This is a genomic window from Exiguobacterium sp. RM11 (assembly GCF_059821525.1).
The window spans coordinates 1,562,255-1,579,931 of sequence record NZ_CM187558.1; the positions used below are offsets into that span (position 1 = coordinate 1,562,255).

Consider the following 17,677-nt stretch of genomic DNA (forward strand, 5'->3'; position numbering starts at 1 on the left):
TCAGCTGGCGCGTTCAATCAATTCTAATTCTGATTTTAGTAAAACTTGTTTTTCAAACTCGAGCCCGAGCTGTTGAAACTCTTCCATAATCGATACGTCTCCGATTACAGTATTGGTCAGTACGGCGGTCACTTCTGCGACCCATCCTTCACGAGTCGACTTCACGATATCACCTACGAGGAATTCTTCAGACACACCCATTCACTTCCAATCTAAATTTGTTTCTATCATTATAACGAAATTATGTCGGTTTGAATACGTTTTCTTTTATGCGTTGAATAAATTGTGTCAAAAATTTTCCAGTAAGTCCCCAAATGATATAGTCCTCATGTTCATAAAAAGGTTCTCTCATTTTAATTACCCGTTTTTTGTACGCTTTAGCATTCGCCAATCGGTCTAACGGAATATTTTGATCTGGGTTCATCGTCCACTCCATCTCCCCATGAAACGGGTCAATCATGAGCAAGGTGGATACCGGTACCGTAAACAAATGATCGACCTCATCTGTCTCTTTTACGGTCGGCAACTCCGCCAACATGCCCACAAAGGGATAAATCAATTGTCGATGGGGCGTGGCGAGCGGCCTCAATTTACCGATGACTTCGATTTGACTGGAGTCAAGCTCGAGCTCCTCACACGTTTCTCGAACCGCTGCTTCGACAGGCGTCTCCCCTTTTTCAAGTCGTCCACCGGGAAATGAAATCTCCCCAGGCTGCTGCCGCATCGTGTGGGCACGTACTTCAAAGACGACGTGCCATTCTTTTTCTATTTCAACGAGCGGTATCAAAACCGCTGCCGTCTGTTCATAATCCTCTTCCATTGTAAAGCTATCTCGAATTTGCTTTTCTTTGATCCATGGCTGCACACCGTTCACTCACCTTCCGTCATCGAATATCCTATACCGTTCTATACCCCACTTTTCGTTTAATCGCTGCCAATGTCGGAAATATCATTATTAATGATAGGAGTTGATCACTTTGGACGAACAAGTGGATGTACTAATCGTTGGAGCCGGACCGACCGGCCTAACACTCGGCCTCACCTTAGCCAGATATGGCGTATCATTTCAAATCATCGATCGAAAAACGACCCCGTCGGATAATTCTCGAGCCATCGGAATCCAACCGCGTACAATCGAAGTGTTTTCTCGTTTGGATGTTGCACAAGAAGTGCTCGAACGGGCACGGACGATTGAGCGAGGGAATCTCTACTTCTCAGGTCAATGGACGGCAAAGCTCGAGTTCTCAAAACTTGTCACCCCTTATCCGTTCGTGACACTACTTCGTCAAAATGAAACAGAAGAAATTCTAGAACAGGCCTTAAAAAAACATGGTCACTCGGTGAAGCGTGGAGAATCACTCTCTTCCATTACTCAATATCCATCGCGTACAATCGCTCATTTGACTGCTGAAGGCGGAACTCATCGTTCGGTCGAAGCGAAGTATGTCGTTGCTGCTGATGGCGCCAATAGTTCGATTCGTAGAATGCTCGCCCTCCCATTCAGTGGAAAGTCGTTCAAAGAGGCGTGGGTATTGGCAGATTTGAAAGCCGATTGGCCGATTTCTCGCGAAGAGGTTCACATTTTCTTCTCGGACCAAGGGGTGCTCGAAGTATTTCCACTCACGGATGAAACAATTCGAATCACAGGAAACCTACGGACCGATGAGTCGTTTGTCGAATCAGACCTCCAACAATTCGTGGAGCAACGTAGTCATATGCCCGTTCACATACACAATGTCGAATGGTTCTCGCTCTTTCGGGTTCATAACCGGATGGTCGATACGTTCATCCATAATCGCGTCATTCTAATGGGTGATGCCGCCCATATCAATTCACCGGTCGGGGGGCAAGGAATGAATACCGGAATTGCGGATGCATTCAACTTGGGCTGGAAACTATGGCTCCATTTGAAGACAGGGGCACCGCATCAAGTCGTCTCGACGTATCGGAATGAGCGTGAACATGTTGCCAGAAATGTACTACAGACGACAAATGTCGCGACTGTGATGCTTCAGACGACGTTACCGATGCTATTACCGTTTCAAGCGATTGGGGCAGATGTCTTCACTCGCGTCAATCTCGTCAATCAAAAAATCACGGAACGAATCTCTCAACTTCACCTATCCTATCCGAAATCTTTACGTATGCCGTTTCGCCGCGTCGCAGAAGGGAAGATATTCCCAGAGACGGAAATTTTACGAACAGATGATGGATTCCGGACGAAGATTTCAGAGATTGCCGACGGTCGCTTCCAAGTACTCGTTTTCGACGATGGCAAACGTGATTTGACGTCAATCTATGAGTACTTAAATCAGCATCATCCGTTCATTCAGACCATCACCTTGTCGAAGACGAGTCGTCCATTTTTCGACCAAGGGAATGAACTCGCCAAGTCCCTGTTTATGAAACGTGGTATTTTAGTCATTCGTCCGGACGGTTATTTATTGCACAAGCAACATCACGTCCGTCTAAAACCGCTGCAAGAGAAGTTGGCCGTCTGGCTTCCATCATCTTAAAAGTTTATAAATGGAGAGCCTCACCGAATTGGTGAAGCTCTCCATGTCATTTACTCTTCAACATTTACATACAGAATACCTGGTTTTGAGAGCGTCAAGTCATAGAATGCTTCGAACGCTTCGATATCTTCTAGCTTGCGAAAGTCAATCTTGTCAGTCTCTTCGTTCGGGATGGCAACGATAATCCCTTCCTCTGTCGACTTGATCATGCCCGTTTGTCCGTTGTGAATGCGAATATAGAGAACTTGTTGATCTTCAAGAAGCGAAATAGCCTCTCGTCTTGATTGAATCGGTTTTTTCATATAATCCCCTCTTTTCCATTTTAGTATAACGTTCAGTTCGTATTGCTTTCAACTCGCCACCCTATTAAACTTGTGTAAAGAAGGGGTTGAATGCGTTGGAAACATTATTCATCATTGTACTTGCCATCTTGTTCGTCATTTTAGTGACGATTCGGACGATTCGGAACTTAAAATGGATTCGCTTCGGTGAAGCGTTTGGGAAACAAGGGGAAGAACTTCTAGGTGACTATCATTACCTGACAGAACAGGGAATCACATGTCGCATCGAGCAAGGACTTCCGACCGGAAAGTTATTAAAGCCGCTCGCGAAAAACTTAGACGACCGTGTCGCACTATTCGTTCATCGAGATGATGCGGCAAAGGCAAGAGAACTCTTGAAATAAGAAGAAGGCCAAATACAATATTTGGCCTTCAGGCTGTTGACGAACCAGATCGCAAGATGCGATCTGGTTCGTCTTTTTTTATGTTCAACGAGCTTGAGGCGTTCTGTCCGACAAAAGATTGAAGAAATGTTATGTAGACAGTCCTTTCTGGCCAACAGGTTGGCCAGCTTCTTCATGTTTTGTGCGGTGGCTGCCACCAGATTGGCGCGTTGGACCTTCGCGGTCCCCCTGTAGAAGGTGAAACGGAGCCCGTGGAGCTCTTTCCCATCGGCGAACGAGCGCTCGACGGTCTGTGGCCGCAGTCGGTAGAGGGATTTTCCAGTCGCGGACAGGCGGTTCTCGTTCACCTGCTCACGGTAATGTTCATCGACGTGGCGTGTGATGTCCCTTCGGTGCGTCCGGCTGGACGTGCACTTCTCGAGGAGAGGGCAGTTCTGACAGATGGAGGGGTCGGACACGTAATGGTGATAGCCGTGGCGGTCCGTCGTCTGATAGGTGAGGCGCTGTCGCGCCGGACAGAGATATGCATCTTCCTCGGGCAGGTACGTGTACCGGGTCTTGCGGAACATCCCCTTCTTTCCGCCGAAACGCCTCCGGGCGATGACCCCGAAGATGCCCCGTTCGACGAGCGCCTTCGTCGATCCCGGTCGTGAAGTAGCCGGCATCGAGTGCGACCGCCTCAAGCGGGAAATGGAAACGTTCGAGGACATGGTCGAGCCGATTGAGATAGACGGTGCTGTCCGAGACGTTCCCGGGTGTGACGTGTACATCGACGATGAAATTGTGCTTGGCGTCGACCGTCCGATGCGCCAGCCAGAAAAAGCCTTCCGGCTTCTGGTCACGATACATGTATCCCGCATCCGGGTCGGTCCGGCTCATCTTGACGAGCCGGCGCTCCCTCTTCTCAGATGCCGGTTTCAGTTCTTTTTTCCGCGTTCGGCCCGTTCCTCGTTCACGCGGGTGAGAAGCTCGTCCTCGATCGCACCGACGACCCGTTCGACCTCTACCTTGTCGAATTTCTTCTTGTTCGCGTTCGCTCGGATGTGCGTGGAATCCGTTATCAGGATGCGTCCGGAGACGAGACCGTGAGATTCCGCCTGTCGGACGATGTCCTCGAAGATTTGTTGGAACACGTCGTTCCCCTGGAAGCGTCGGCGGTAGGCCTGGCTCGATCGTCGAATGGTCGGGAACCTTCTCATCGATGCCGAGACCGAGGAACCAACGATAGGCGAGGTTCGTCTGAACCTCCCTCACGGTCTGGCGCACGGAACGGATGTTGAACAGGGGTCCGAGTAGGATAATCTTGATGATGATCTCCGGATCGATGCCGGGCGTACCGGTGTTCGAATAGAGCGGGGCGCAGAGCCGGTGCACGATCGAGAAGTCGATGTGACGGTCGAGTCTCCGGACAAGATCGATCCTGCGGGACCAGCTGGTCCAACGTGGTCTTCGACTGGATCGGTTCATGTCGTTTCTCAGAATGGGCGCGATACATATCGGGTTCCTCCTTTTGATGACGGGCGAACTTGTTGTTTACCTTCTTCTTTCCCTGTTTGTAAGGGTTCGAAGTATGTATCAGGCTTTTTCTTCGGCCATCGAGGCCTCAGAAAAAGACAAACGGCCGTCAGATGACGACCGTTTGCGTTGCTCGCCCAACGGCGCCCCGACTCCGACAGGAAAGCAATCCGACGGAGACCCAGCAGCGACCTAGGTCGCGATGCGGCTCCGGGATTGCCTGCGGAAAGCGTGGGCGCCGGACAGGCGAGCGATATGATTCATGTTAGTCAACAAGCTGAAGGCCAAATACAATATTTGGCCTTCTTCTTATTTATGTACTTGTCGTTCAGAGCAATAGTAGGCAATTTGTTTAACGAGCGGTTCTGTCAACGTCTCAAGATTTGTTTTGCTGATGACCTGATTGACGAATGCGAAAGAATCCCCACAATTGGCTTTGACCCGCTTAAGCTTCAACTGTTCCGTCTCCGGGAAAATCAAGAATGAATAGACAGGAATCGCTTGCCCACATTCCTTTTTCAACCGTGTCCGTACTTGTTTCGTCATTCGCTCTAGCTCTGTGAGAGGATGTGGGTAGATATGCTTCCATCCCATAGATGTTTCCGTTCGACACTCGCGGTTCGTCAAATGGACAGGGGCTGGAGTTCGATTTAATTGAATCAAGAATACACCTTTCGGTCCGACGAGCACGTAATGAACGAGATCCTCGCCAAATTCGACTTGTTCAATCATCATCCAATCAAATCGACAGGTGTGCCTGATGTTTTCGACGAGACGATCTGTATAGCTTGTCGGTGCTTTCATCACTTCTTCTTTCGTTCGAAACAGCTTTCTTGATTGTTGTTTAACGGGTTGTTTTTCCGTAGCCGTTAACACTTGCAACATTCACTCCACCCCCTATTCCTTATTCGCTTGGTCCCACTTGCTTTCCGAAGACTGCTTTTTCAAGATTTGAAATGCGACGTAACATATCATAGTTCGACGCAACAGGTTGCGCTGGTTTTGTAGGTTCTGCCACTGGTGCCGATTCGCGACGCAATGAATCATTTTCTTTCTGAAGCCGTTCGATTTCTTTCGCCATCTTTTCATAATCGCGGATGACGACATCTAAAAATTGATCGACTTCTTCTTGCGAGTAGCCTCGTAATGCCGTTTTAAATTCTTGTTTATAAATTGCCTCTGCCGTTAATTCGGTTTGCATTGTATCACTCCCATTGTTGTTCCCATTGTTTTTCTTCCTCAATGACACGTAAATCTTCCTGTGTGATGAGAAAGACCTCCATATTTGGCTTTCGCCGAGCCCCTTCGACTAGAAAACGGGGACTTCCCTCCGTTTCTTCGTCATACAAGGTAATCAATCCTTCTGCTTTATCTAAAAAGAATGCAGTTTTTGCGCGTAATTGACTCGGATCCTCATATGGACGTTGCGTCAACGGTTCAAAGAAATCTGCTTCGAGTTGAAGTTGAACAAACAATTCTTGTTCGAACGGTTTATAGCGTTCGTCCATATTTAAGAACGGAGGAAATACCGCAATTTTAATCGGATATGTTTCTCTTAACTCTAACAATACTTGTCCGGCCCATAATTCACAACCGTTCGTTCCACTAAAGATGAACCATTCAGCACCTAATTCAATGACTTCCAGGATTTTTTTTCGGTAAGCTTCTTGAATGATGTCGATCCCCGGATGGTCCGCTTTGAAAATCCCAAGTTCATGGGGACGATATCCTGTGACGGCTACAACTTTCATGATCGCTTCCTTTCTAGACGGGCAAGCCGATGTTCGAGCTCGGCCTTCTCGCGATTAACGGTTTGACGCAAAACGGTGCGCTTTTGCTCGAGCAGTTCGACGGCTCGTTCCGTGTAATCAATCGCGAGTGCCACGTCCTTCTGTTTATGCTCTGCGTACTTGGCGAGCTCCACATACCCTTCAATCGTATGCAACGATTCAAAGAGCGGAATTGCTTGCTCCATACGACCTGTTCGTTTCAATAAGAGCGCTTGCCGCATGATGGCTCGTTTCGAAGGGTCAGACAGCTGCTCGAATTCTTTAAGTGCCTGCTCCTGCTCCCCTAGGTCATGCAACCAATGCGCACGCTCTTCTCCGAAATCGGTCTCAGGAGTCATGACGAGTTGACTGAGTCGCGTGTAAAGAGAGACGAGGCTCAAACAATCCGCATGATGGTGCTCAAGGACCGGCATGAGAATCTCAGGGTTGCGCTCTTTGACGTACTGAAAATAATGCATCGGAGCTAAAAATCCAGGTAGATCATCCGTCCGTCCGTGACCGAAATACGTTTCGACCGCTTTGAGCGACACCGATTCTAATCGCGGTTTCAACAATCGTCTTGCCGCATGTAGTAAATCGACATGACCGACGGAAGGCAATGCTTTTACCCGTGATTTGACAAACGTATGTCTCGTTTTGATTTGTGGCCAGTCAAAAGACTTTCCATTATAGGTGACGAACCGTACCTCATCCCCGATGTCCTGTAGAAAATGATAATAAAAGGCAGTCTCAAAGGCAGGATGAGGCAAGACATACTGAATCATTTCAAGTTCTTCCGCACGAATCCGTGCAAATCCGATCAAGAAAATCGACGTCCCGGACCCACGTAATCCGGTCGTCTCTGTATCCATAAACAAGACTTGATCCGGTTTTAAGTCGACCGCGAAAAACGGATGTTCCGTTTTCTGCATCATTCGTCTGGCGTCTCCGAACGCATAGTCGTGATAAATCTCATCGAGCGGATAGGTGTTTCGGATTCGGACACACCATTCTCCTTCGAACGTTAAAATTTCCCCACCTTGTTCAGTCCATTTCTGTTGTTCCACTTCATCAGGTGAGGTAACGCGCGGGCGTTCGACAGGTTCTTTCGTTTTAATCAATCTTGATAATTTTGCTTTCATAACGATCCTTTCAAAGCTTGTAACTGACGGATGACCTGATGCTTGAAGTCTCCATATCCAATCATACCGACACAGCGAGGGCATCCACTCTCACAAGGACAATCCGATACCGTCCGCTCTGCTGCCTCGAGCACCATATCTGCATCTTTATAGAGTGCCTCACTGAGGCCGATGCCACCAGGATAACGGTCATATAAATAAACGGTCGGTTTATTCGTATGAGTCGACTTCATTTGAATGGTTGTAAATAAATCGAGTGTATCACACATGAGATAGAGTGGGGCAAGCCGTCTGAATAAGTCACTGACCGCTTCGAGTTGATCTTCGAGATCTGCCTCCGAATAAGCAAAGCGCTCATCCAATGTGAACCATGTCGCCGTCGTATGCAGTTCTCGCTCCGGAAGATGAATCGGGCCTGAACCGATATTCTCATGCGTCCCAAATTTGATTTTTTTGAAGAGCGTGGCCATCGCAATGACCGACACTTCACCAAACGTTTTTGCACCATCCGTTTTGTTCTCTTCGAGCACTTTTAATTCTACTGCCAGATTCGCATCCGTATAGTAGTCGACATCGACACGACGGACGAACGCCTTCTTCTCTTCAAAGTCTAATTTTTCGACCTGATACTGTTCAGCTCCGTGTAAATAAATGGCTTCATCGTGTAACAAAGTCATCGCGCTGAACGTATCCATTTCACCGATCACTTGATGCTTCGCAGTTTGGTCGACGATGACGACATTCTCTTGGTCGCTCGTGCGAAGGGAGATATCGTGTGCCGGGAATGAATCGGTCATCCAATAGTATTTATTCGCTCGTTCGTGTAGCACTTGTGCGTCTGTTAGGAAATCTAAAATATCCTCTGTGTCGACCGTTCCGAAACGCTCTCCTTTTTGAAACGGTAGTTCAAATGCGGCACACTTCATGTGGTCGACTAAAATGATCAAGTTGTTCGGGTCAAGACGAGCCGCTTCCGGCGAACGGTCTAAAATCATGTCAGGCTGTTCGACGACGAGTTGATCAAGAGAGGAAGACGATGCGACGAATACGACGAGTGATTCAGAATGACGACGACCTGCACGACCCGCCTGTTGCCAGAGTGAGGCGACGGTTCCAGGATAGCCATTGAGGACACATGCTTGCAATTGACCGATATCCACACCGAGTTCTAACGCGTTCGTCGATACGACTGCTTTGATTTCGCCATTTCGTAAGCGCCGTTCAATCTTGCGACGTTCAGACGGAAGATAACCTCCTCGATAACCGACGATTGACTTTGGTCCGAGTTCTCGTCGTGTCAGTTCTTGTAAATACGTCAGAAGCACCTCGACTCGGACACGTGAACGTGCGAAGACGATGGTCTGGATGTTCGCTTCCACGAGCTTCGACGCGATTCGTTTCGTCTCAAGCGTTGCACTTCTTCGGATTCCGAGCGCCTCATTGACGACAGGAGGATTGTAGAAGACGAGGTGTTTCTTCCCTTGTGGCGCCCCGTTCCTGTCAATCAACACGACTTCTTCTTCCGTCAATAATTCGGCGAGTTCTCGCGGGTTTGCAATCGTCGCAGAAGTCATAATCCATTTTGGGTGACTCCCATAATAGGCACAAATTCGTTTCAAGCGGCGAAATACGTTGGCCACATGACTGCCAAACACACCACGATACGTGTGCAGCTCGTCGACGACGATGTATTCTAAGTTTTCAAATAGACGAATCCATTTCGTATGGTGCGGTAAAATACCGGAATGTAACATATCCGGATTGGTGATGACGATATTCCCCGCATCCCTGACTTTCGTTCGGGCAGCGGGAGACGTATCCCCATCATACGTGAAGCATCGTAAATTCCCTTCAAGTGCCTCGACCATCTCCATCAAGTCACTATTTTGGTCCTGGGCGAGCGCTTTTGTCGGGTATAGATAAAGTGCACGTGCTGTCGGTTTTTCAATCATTTTTGAAAGTACCGGCAAGTTATAACACAATGTTTTCCCTGATGCGGTAGGGGTCACAATGACGGTCGAATGACCGGCAGCCGTTTGTTTCACAGCCTCAGCTTGGTGCGTATACAGTTGCTCAATTCCCCGACTTTTCAACACGTTCGTCAACTGTTCCGGTACTTGCTCTGGAATGGGTGCATATTGTGCCGGACGTGCATCGACTGTATGCCAGTGACGAACGTTTTTGGCAAAGCTCGGGTCTTCTTTTAATTCTTGAATCATCTCTTCGACGGAGCGTGATTTTCGCATCAGTTCACCTTCTTTTTTATGAGTTCGAAGGTGCAAGTTCGACTACGGTTTGTCGGATCGATTGAATCCGTTCATCTCGTATCATTCTCGATACAGCGGGCATTTTTAAAATGGTCATGTGTTGAAACGTATCAGCCACATGTGCATTCTCTTCTTCGAGGCGGATGAGCGCGTCTGAAAATAGACGTTGTGTCGATCGACCGAATAAGACAATGGTATGTAGCTTCGTACATTTCGAATGAACCGCTAATAGATGTTTGGCGTAGCGTTGCACCGTTTTATAATAATCTTCGTCTGTCGATAACTGTTGACGGTTGCCACGAAGCAAGTCCGGATAGTAGGATTCTTCACCCGTGAACATCGTTTCGACTCCGATTCGTTTTAAGTAAGAATGTCCAATCGCTTCAGCGACGGTTTGATCTTGGATGAGACGTCCGAGTGGAATCGACTCTTTTAATAATAGATGGGAAAGCTTTAATCCGAGATGTCCACTGAGCGGTACGCCGAAATCGTCGTCTTGCAGTCGATCTATAACAAATAACACTTTCATCTTTCGCTTTAAAGAGAGTTGAACCATGTGTCACCATCCTGTTCCCTTTCTTTTCATTATAACAAAGTCATACGAAAAACAGGGCGCACAATGTCGCCCTGCCTTCCTTAGTTATTTCCGTTATTCGAATTGCCGTTCCCACGTTCCGTGGCTGGCGATTCATTATTCGATTGACCTTCTAGCGGAGCACCTTCATCGTCTCCGTCAGTCGGTTGGTCTGTTCCTTCATCCGTTCCTTCATCGGTCGCTGGCTCATCAGGATTTTGTTCGTCAGTGGTATCTTCACCGTTTCCGTTGCCGTTTTCGTTTCCGTTACCATTGTCGCTATTGTTCCCGCTACCGTTGTTCTCGTCCGATGGGTTGTCTTCATTGTTCTCTTCACCAGAAGGATTTTCTTCTTCCTCCTGCGGTTCTTCTTTCGGCACAATCGAGTAGCTCGCTTGTGCCGGGGCAGACTGCTGTTCACCCGTCAATGGGTTTGTCGCCTTGGCGACGATGGTGAACGTTGTGTCCCCTTCAGCCAAGTTTGCGATATCGATACTCGTCTCTCCCGTCGTACCGACGACTTGTTCACCGCCTTCTGCTGACCGTTGCGTCACGGTGAATGAGATGTCTGAATAGCCATCTGCTTGTGCGCCATCAAAATCGTATGACCACGTGACAGAACCGGCTTGTGAATCTTCATCATAGTTGACGCTTGCGCCTGTTGGAGCAGTCAATTTCTCAGGTTGAAGATCTTTTGGCTTCGTCCCTTTGACATAAAGTTCATTCCCGAGAGACAAGACAGAGTCTGGACGTTGGAAGCGATCTGGTTGACCTGAAATCTTTGTCGCTTCCTGCATGATATATTCAAAGAAATATTGTGCATGGTCAGGATCAAATTGTTCAGATGTTGCTTCACTCGATTTTCCCGTCCAAACCGAAATAGAATAGTCGGTCGAGTATCCTGTAAACCATTTATCTTTTGGAATGACATTTCCATTTTCATCTTTCTCATTCGTCGTACCCGTTTTACCAGCTACATCCCATGGGAATGCACCCGGTACATATGTCCCACCTTCAGCGCTCACTACGTCACGAAGCATATCGGTTAACATATAAGCTGTATAGTCTTCCATCGCCTGTTTCGCTTTGACTGGCGAGTTAATACTTGAGCCATCGTTAAATTCAATCTTTTGAATCAAGTGAGGTTTCGTATACATACCATTCGCACCGAGTGCCGCGTAGGCTGCGGCCATTTGCGTCGTACTCGCCTCTGCTGTACCAAGCGTGTTTGATTCAAGTAATTCATCACCAGCATATTCCGGTTCGATTCCAACGTTCTTTACAAACGATTCAATCGCCTCTTGACCGTACTCATCCCGAACTTCTCGGAAGGCACGAACTGCTGGCGTGTTCGCAGAAATCTTCAAATATTGACGCATCGTGTTTGGTCCGCGGAAACCTTGATAATAGTTATTAGGCTGGAACTTACCATCAAGTTGCGCATCAAGTAATACTTTACCAGTCGACCATTGTCCGTTCTCAATCCCTGGACCGTAGTCGAAAAATGGCTTCGCCGTTGACCCAATTTGATACTTCTCGTTTGAATAGTCACGGTACGTTGTATCACCTTGTTTTTCCTGATGACTATCGACAATCGCGACAATTTCACCCGTCTTCGTATTCAGTACGGTTGCACCCATTCTTAATTCCTCTGGGTAACCGTTAGTTTGAAGATTGACATTGTTTGATTTAATATCGCTATTGATTTTCGTGTGCAATTCTTTGTTGATTGACGTATATACCTTTAGACCTGTTCCGTAAATGTCTGACTGTTCAAGTCCGAAATCTTCTTCTAATTCATTGAGCACGCGTGAATAAATCGCACGTGTGAACGCCTCTTCTTCCGTCTCTTCACCAGGTGAGATGACGTCTGCGATGGCAACATCAAGCGCTTCGTTATACTGTTCTTCCGAAATGTGGCCGTCTCGCTTCATCGCAGACAAGACTTGTTCTTGGCGATAACGCGTCAACTCTTGGTCACCATTGATTGGATCGTATGCACTTGGACGTTGCGGAAGACCTGCAAGGATTGCCGCTTCTTGATAATTGACTTCAGAGACCGGCTTGTTGAAGTAGCGCTTCGATGCAGTTTGTACACCGTATCCACCACTACCATAGTAGTTTTTATTTAAATACATCTCTAAAATCTGTTCTTTCGTATACTCACGTTCAAGTTTGAGCGCGAGCCACTGCTCTTGAAGCTTCCGCTTCAACTTCTTGTCTGTTGAAAGAAACGACTGTTTCACCAACTGTTGCGTGATGGTTGATCCACCTTCTGCACCGAAACCGTCAGTCAAGTTGGCCACGACCGCGCCACCGATCCGACGTAAGTCGATTCCGTTGTGCTCATAGAAACGACGGTCCTCAATCGAGACGACCGCTTGTTGCATCACTTCTGAAATATCGTCGATGGAGACGTATTCCCGAATTTGACCGGCTCCTTCGAGCGGTTCACCTTCAGCAGAGATTAGCTGAATCGGATACGTATCGACGAGTTTTTCTTCGTCAAGCTCTGGTGCCGTTGCAATCGCATATACGGTATATGCCCCGAACGCGATGACTGCTGCAATAAATAATAAGAAACCTAATAAAAAGATGCGTTTCCACATCGGTTTTTTACTTTTCGTCTTTGATTGTTTCCCAGTTTTTTTGCGTTTATTCGTCGTCGAATCTTGTCGACGTGCGACCCTACTTCGCTCCATTCATGGTTCACTCCTTCTATTCAATCGAGCCATTGATCGAGCACCGCCAAATAGTCAATCGACGGCAAGGCTCTCGTCGGAACTTCAATCGCTTCCTCTTCGATAAAACGAAGTGGAATTGACTTGCGTCCCGTCAATCGTTGTTCCCACCACTGAACAAGTTGTTCCGTGGTCAATACATATTGCGTATTATAGCGACTAAAGCGGATGATGACAAAACAAATCCCTCCATGGCGTTCGCACTCGCGCATGTGTTCAATCTGGTGCTCGTGAAAGTTGCCGAGCGGAAACGACGTCTTGTTATTCGTTTCTTTCGCTTCAAAGTCAATGTACTTGCCGCGATACACCCCATTATAGTCAGTCGTAGATGCCTGTTTGAAATAGGCTTCCGTCACCTTGGCTGCACTTCGCTTTGGGTAATCGACTTTGACGATTTGTAGCGGTGTCGGTTTCTTATGAATGACGGCTCGTTGATGGATTCGGTAAAATTCATTCGTTTCATTCAACAATGTCTCCAAATTCATTCCGCGATTCGCATAGGTTGGAGAATTCGAGGGTTGTTTCGAAATTCCTTCCTCCTTTGGTGTCTTTGTCACTTTTGCTTTTTTACCGTTTGGATAATGGAACAATGTCGTCACCCCATACATACATATTAACAGGTCGGTCCACTCGTTCCTTCCGTCTCAGGTCTGATTGTCGACTTCTGTCGGTCGACACTTGTGTGGATTTACCGCAACACATATCGTACCAAACTCCCGTATGTTAAACTAGTATGTAAGCGATTGTGTATCCAAATTGAAAAGCTCTCGTCACGTAAGACTTGATTGTTTTTCTATGATAATAGCACCTCTTCTGTTTAACCAAGATTGTACATCGATAAACCTAATTGATGTCATTCTTAAAAAAAGTGTGCCATACCTGTGCAATTGATTGACCGAATCATCATTCGGAAATAAAATAGAATGCTTAAAGCCGTTACTGTTAAGCCGTTTTGGAGGGATTGGATGGAAAGTGGAAAGAAGTATGTCATGTTCGTCGACGAAACAGGTACACCGAAAGGAAACACGCAGTTCAATTTGACTGGTGTTCTAATGGAGTACAAATATTCAATCGATGCGGATGAGACTGGAATGCCATGTGAATTGAAGCGACGTCTTCACGCGTTCAAGCGAGATGTTTTTAAAACCGAGCAAATCCCGCTTCATTTAAAAGAAATTTTAAAAGCCGAGCATCCTTATGGGAAAGAAGATGGCATCACGATCGACATGTTGCGTGATTTTTGGGACAAGCTACCTGATTTTTTGCGAGGAATCGATTGTACAATCGTCAGTGTTGAAGTCGATAAACAAAAACTACATGACTTTTATTCGACGCCAAAAGATCCGTATGTAGTCGCCTTCGCCCACTTGATGAAGTCGTTCTATGCGTTCTTAGAGGAAACAGAGGCGGTCAGTGCACGCGTCGTCCTCGAATCTCGAGATGATTACCAGAACTTACTCATTCAAAAAGCATTTTTTGATATTTTCAACTCGGGCACGGTCCATCTCGATGTCGAAAAGAGTCGTCAAAAAATTAAAGGGTTCATCTTCTCTGAGAAACAGAACACGATGTATCAATCCGGTTTAGAAATCGCTGACCTCGTCTGTCTCCCACTTTCACGTGTCCGTCGAGGTGTGATCGAGGTAAAACCACGGTTCGTCCATTATGGGGACGAGAACCGAATCTTTAAAGCAATCAAGGACAAAATTTACATTCGTAAAGAAAGTCCAGACCAAGATTTCCGCAACTGGGGCTTCAAAAAGGTACCCATCACGAAAAAGCGTCGTGAGTGGAGCGACCATCCTTGGAATCATTAACACAAAAATGCATCGACACACATGTGCCGATGCATTTTTTATGTCGTGACTTTCGCGGATTTCATTCGTTTCTTTCCTTCCCGACACATATGAAGAAGCGGGCACGTCTCACAGGCAGGTCTCTGGGCTTTACAATGATAGCGTCCGAAGAAAATAAATTGATGATGGAGTTGTGACCACTCCTCGCGTGGGAACTTCTTCATCAACGTATCCTCGACTTGACGGACGTTATCTTTCCAGCGGCAAATGCCAAGACGCTTCGACACCCGCTCGACGTGGGTATCGACCGCAAAGGCCGGTTCATGGAACGCGACCGACAGGACTACGTTGGCCGTTTTACGACCGACACCTGGAAGGGCCTCAAGTGATGCCCGGTCCGACGGCACGATGCCGCCATGCTCGTTCACGATTTTTTCAGAGAGTGCCTTCACGTTCTTCGCTTTGTTCCGATACAATCCAATGCGTTTGATCAACGCCTCAATCTCTGAAACGTCTGCCGCAGCCATCGCTTCGACTGTCGGAAACGCTTCAAATAAGCCCGGTGTCACCTTGTTGACGAGGGCATCCGTCGCCTGGGCGGAGAGGGCCACGGCGACCACTAATTCGAATGGGTTTTGATGCGTCAGTTCGCAATGTGCATCCGGGAACATTTGCCTCATCGTATCAGACACTTCTTGTAACTGGACTTTCGTCAACATCATTTATTCCTCCGTTGATATTCCACGACATCCTCAAGCGTCTCGACTTGATGGTCCTGCCAGACGCGTAAGATTTTATCCATGTATTTGAAGTTTCGAACATTCCGAAGTTTCGCTTCGCGTAACGCGGCCATAATTAGTTCTTCGCTGAAATTATCTTCCGTCATCCACCCGACGATTTGTTCAATTTCAAACGGAGTGATTGTGCCAAATTCTCGTTCGAACGTATGGATAATATTTTCATTCAGCGTCTGTTGCGGTGCGATTTTTTCTTCTACTTGTAACGCCTCAAATAACGGTAATAGACTATATCGCTCGCTATTCCCTGACGCGTCAATGGCAATCAATTCTTTTTGCAACAAGCCGAGTAACACAGAACGCGCCTCATTCTCAGAGACGTTCAACCGTTTCCCTAACTCGCTCGGGAGTGGCATGACGATGCCTTCCCCCGTCATTTCAAGAAGATGGACGATGAGACTGAATTCGACAGGCGATAAGTCGAGTCGTCTAGCGTCAGTGAACAGTTTGCGCGGAATAACGACCGGACTTTGCTCGAATAATTGAATCAATTGATGTGCATCCATGTCGCACTTCCTTTCTAAGACACATCAATCGGGGATGACATGACGTCTTCCCCGATTAATCGTTAAGGGTGGATTCGGTTTAATAAACGAGGGAATGGAATGGCTTCACGAATATGCTCGATTCCACTAATCCATGCAACCGTACGCTCGAGTCCGAGTCCGAAACCAGAGTGTGGGACCGAACCGTATTGACGAAGCTCGAGATACCAGTCGTATGCATCTGTTTCATCAAGACCTTCTTTAATGATCTCCTCTTTTAGACGGTCGTAATCGTCTTCACGTTGAGACCCCCCGATGATTTCTCCATATCCTTCTGGTGCAATCAAGTCTGCACAAAGAACGAGCTCAGGATTTTCAGGGTCCACTTTCATGTAGAACGGTTTGATTTCTTTTGGCCAGTGCGTGATGAAGACTGGCTGGTCGTGTGCGTTAGCAATCGCCGTCTCATGCGGTGCACCGAAATCGTCGCCGTATTCGATATCGTCGAATCCTTCTGATTTCAAGAATTTGATTGCCTCTTCGTAACGGACACGTGGGAAAGGTGCCTTCACTTGTGACAACTTCTCAAGGTCACGTCCAAGGAATTCAAGTTCATCCTTACAGTTCTCAAGCGCTGATTGTGCGATATATGAGACGTATTGCTCTTGAATCTCAAGGTTCATGTCGTGATCGAAGAACGCCATCTCTGGCTCAATCATCCAGAACTCAATCAAGTGACGACGCGTTTTTGATTTCTCTGCACGGAAAGTTGGTCCGAACGAGAATACTTTACCGAGTGCCATTGCAGCGGCTTCCATATACAATTGGCCCGTCTGTGAGAGGTAAGCGGATTGACCGAAATAGTCTGTCTCGAACAACTCTGTCGTGCCCTCAGGTGCACTGCTCGTAAGGATTGGCGGATCGATTTTGACGAATCCTTCTTTATTAAAGAATTCATACGTCGCACGAATGATTTCGTTACGCACTTTCATAATCGCGTGTTGGCGACGTGAACGGAGCCATAAGTGACGGTTATCCATCAAGAATTCTGTTCCATGTTCTTTCGGTGTGATTGGGTAATCCACTGACTCTGCAATCACTTCTACATCTGTCACTTCTAATTCAAATCCGAGTGGTGTACGTCCACCATCCGACTTGACGTTACCTGTCACCCAGACAGAAGTCTCTTGTGTCACGCCTTTAGCAAGAGTGAACAATTCTTCGGAGACGTCAGCCTTCACGACGACCGCTTGAGCAAATCCGCTACCGTCACGTAGTTGAAGGAATGCAATTTTCCCGCTAGAACGTTTGTTGGCAATCCAAGCTCCGACGCGGACCGTCTGTCCTTCATAGTCTTTAAATTGGTTAATCGAAATTGTTGTCATATTCA

17 protein-coding genes and 1 pseudogene are annotated in these 17,677 nt (G+C 47.2%); 3 read left to right on the forward strand and 15 right to left on the reverse strand.

Features of this window, described 5'->3' with window-relative positions; all coding sequences use genetic code 11:
- Together AC5LIL_RS08175 and AC5LIL_RS08180 are read right to left on the reverse strand one after the other, a co-directional pair.
- Window positions 1–201, reverse strand: coding sequence for a DUF2187 family protein (locus tag AC5LIL_RS08175; protein ID WP_012726121.1), 201 nt, complete (start codon window positions 199–201; stop codon window positions 1–3).
- Window positions 202–241: 40 nt separating this feature from the next.
- On the reverse strand, window positions 242–865 hold the full coding sequence (locus tag AC5LIL_RS08180; protein ID WP_224860765.1) for an NUDIX hydrolase: 624 nt from the start codon (window positions 863–865) through the stop codon (window positions 242–244).
- Window positions 866–977: 112 nt separating this feature from the next.
- Here AC5LIL_RS08180 and AC5LIL_RS08185 point away from each other — a divergent pair, with 112 nt between their 5' ends.
- Window positions 978–2,516, forward strand: coding sequence for an FAD-dependent monooxygenase (locus AC5LIL_RS08185; RefSeq protein WP_499823841.1), 1,539 nt, complete (start codon window positions 978–980; stop codon window positions 2,514–2,516).
- A 50-nt stretch (window positions 2,517–2,566) separates the two neighbouring features.
- Here the strand turns inward: AC5LIL_RS08185 and AC5LIL_RS08190 are convergent, their stop codons facing one another.
- Window positions 2,567–2,818 (reverse strand): hypothetical protein, encoded by a 252-nt coding sequence (locus tag AC5LIL_RS08190; protein ID WP_214691944.1) that lies wholly within the window; start codon window positions 2,816–2,818, stop codon window positions 2,567–2,569.
- Window positions 2,819–2,913: 95 nt separating this feature from the next.
- Here AC5LIL_RS08190 and AC5LIL_RS08195 point away from each other — a divergent pair, with 95 nt between their 5' ends.
- Window positions 2,914–3,201, forward strand: coding sequence for a hypothetical protein (locus AC5LIL_RS08195; protein ID WP_214691937.1), 288 nt, complete (start codon window positions 2,914–2,916; stop codon window positions 3,199–3,201).
- Between the two features lie 146 nt (window positions 3,202–3,347).
- On the opposite strand, the pseudogene AC5LIL_RS08200 reads toward AC5LIL_RS08195, so the two are convergent.
- The 9 genes and pseudogenes from AC5LIL_RS08200 to recU all read right to left on the reverse strand — a co-directional run.
- A pseudogene (locus AC5LIL_RS08200) lies at window positions 3,348–4,696 on the reverse strand (IS1182 family transposase); the annotation flags it as partial.
- 329 nt (window positions 4,697–5,025) lie between these two features.
- The gene (locus tag AC5LIL_RS08205) at window positions 5,026–5,601 is read right to left on the reverse strand and encodes an NERD domain-containing protein (protein ID WP_214783608.1); all 576 of its coding nucleotides are present in this window, start codon (window positions 5,599–5,601) and stop codon (window positions 5,026–5,028) included.
- 19 nt (window positions 5,602–5,620) lie between these two features.
- A complete protein-coding gene (gpsB, locus tag AC5LIL_RS08210; RefSeq protein ID WP_214691933.1) occupies window positions 5,621–5,917 on the reverse strand; it encodes a cell division regulator GpsB in 297 nt (98 codons plus the stop codon).
- A 4-nt stretch (window positions 5,918–5,921) separates the two neighbouring features.
- Entirely contained in the window at window positions 5,922–6,467 is a 546-nt protein-coding gene (locus AC5LIL_RS08215) for an SLOG family protein (RefSeq protein ID WP_214691931.1), read from the reverse strand.
- Window positions 6,464–7,627, reverse strand: a complete 1,164-nt coding sequence (locus AC5LIL_RS08220) for a ribonuclease H-like domain-containing protein (protein WP_499823842.1) — start codon at window positions 7,625–7,627, stop codon at window positions 6,464–6,466. The genes AC5LIL_RS08215 and AC5LIL_RS08220 overlap by 4 nt, the downstream gene beginning before the upstream one ends.
- A complete protein-coding gene (locus tag AC5LIL_RS08225; RefSeq protein ID WP_499823843.1) occupies window positions 7,624–9,873 on the reverse strand; it encodes a DEAD/DEAH box helicase in 2,250 nt (749 codons plus the stop codon). The genes AC5LIL_RS08220 and AC5LIL_RS08225 overlap by 4 nt, the downstream gene beginning before the upstream one ends.
- 16 nt (window positions 9,874–9,889) lie before the next feature.
- Window positions 9,890–10,450, reverse strand: a complete 561-nt coding sequence (locus AC5LIL_RS08230; protein ID WP_499823844.1) for a hypothetical protein — start codon at window positions 10,448–10,450, stop codon at window positions 9,890–9,892.
- Between the two features lie 80 nt (window positions 10,451–10,530).
- The gene (locus AC5LIL_RS08235; RefSeq protein WP_499823845.1) at window positions 10,531–13,170 is read right to left on the reverse strand and encodes a transglycosylase domain-containing protein; all 2,640 of its coding nucleotides are present in this window, start codon (window positions 13,168–13,170) and stop codon (window positions 10,531–10,533) included.
- 20 nt (window positions 13,171–13,190) lie between these two features.
- Window positions 13,191–13,817 (reverse strand): Holliday junction resolvase RecU, encoded by a 627-nt coding sequence (gene recU / locus AC5LIL_RS08240; RefSeq protein WP_214783619.1) that lies wholly within the window; start codon window positions 13,815–13,817, stop codon window positions 13,191–13,193.
- A 357-nt stretch (window positions 13,818–14,174) separates the two neighbouring features.
- On the opposite strand from recU, the gene AC5LIL_RS08245 reads away from it, so the two are divergent.
- The gene (locus AC5LIL_RS08245; RefSeq protein ID WP_198930015.1) at window positions 14,175–15,026 is read left to right on the forward strand and encodes a DUF3800 domain-containing protein; all 852 of its coding nucleotides are present in this window, start codon (window positions 14,175–14,177) and stop codon (window positions 15,024–15,026) included.
- A 38-nt stretch (window positions 15,027–15,064) separates the two neighbouring features.
- Here AC5LIL_RS08245 and nth read toward each other — a convergent pair whose 3' ends face one another.
- The 3 genes from nth to asnS all read right to left on the reverse strand — a co-directional run bounded on the left by nth (window position 15,065) and on the right by asnS (window position 17,672).
- Window positions 15,065–15,724, reverse strand: coding sequence for an endonuclease III (nth, locus tag AC5LIL_RS08250; protein WP_214691920.1), 660 nt, complete (start codon window positions 15,722–15,724; stop codon window positions 15,065–15,067).
- The gene (locus tag AC5LIL_RS08255) at window positions 15,724–16,308 is read right to left on the reverse strand and encodes a DnaD domain-containing protein (protein WP_499823847.1); all 585 of its coding nucleotides are present in this window, start codon (window positions 16,306–16,308) and stop codon (window positions 15,724–15,726) included. Before AC5LIL_RS08255 ends, nth begins: the two co-directional genes overlap by 1 nt.
- 62 nt (window positions 16,309–16,370) lie before the next feature.
- Window positions 16,371–17,672: an asparagine--tRNA ligase gene (asnS, locus tag AC5LIL_RS08260; RefSeq protein ID WP_337873729.1), complete on the reverse strand. Its 1,302-nt coding sequence runs from the start codon at window positions 17,670–17,672 to the stop codon at window positions 16,371–16,373.
- Window positions 17,673–17,677: the final 5 nt, after the last annotated feature.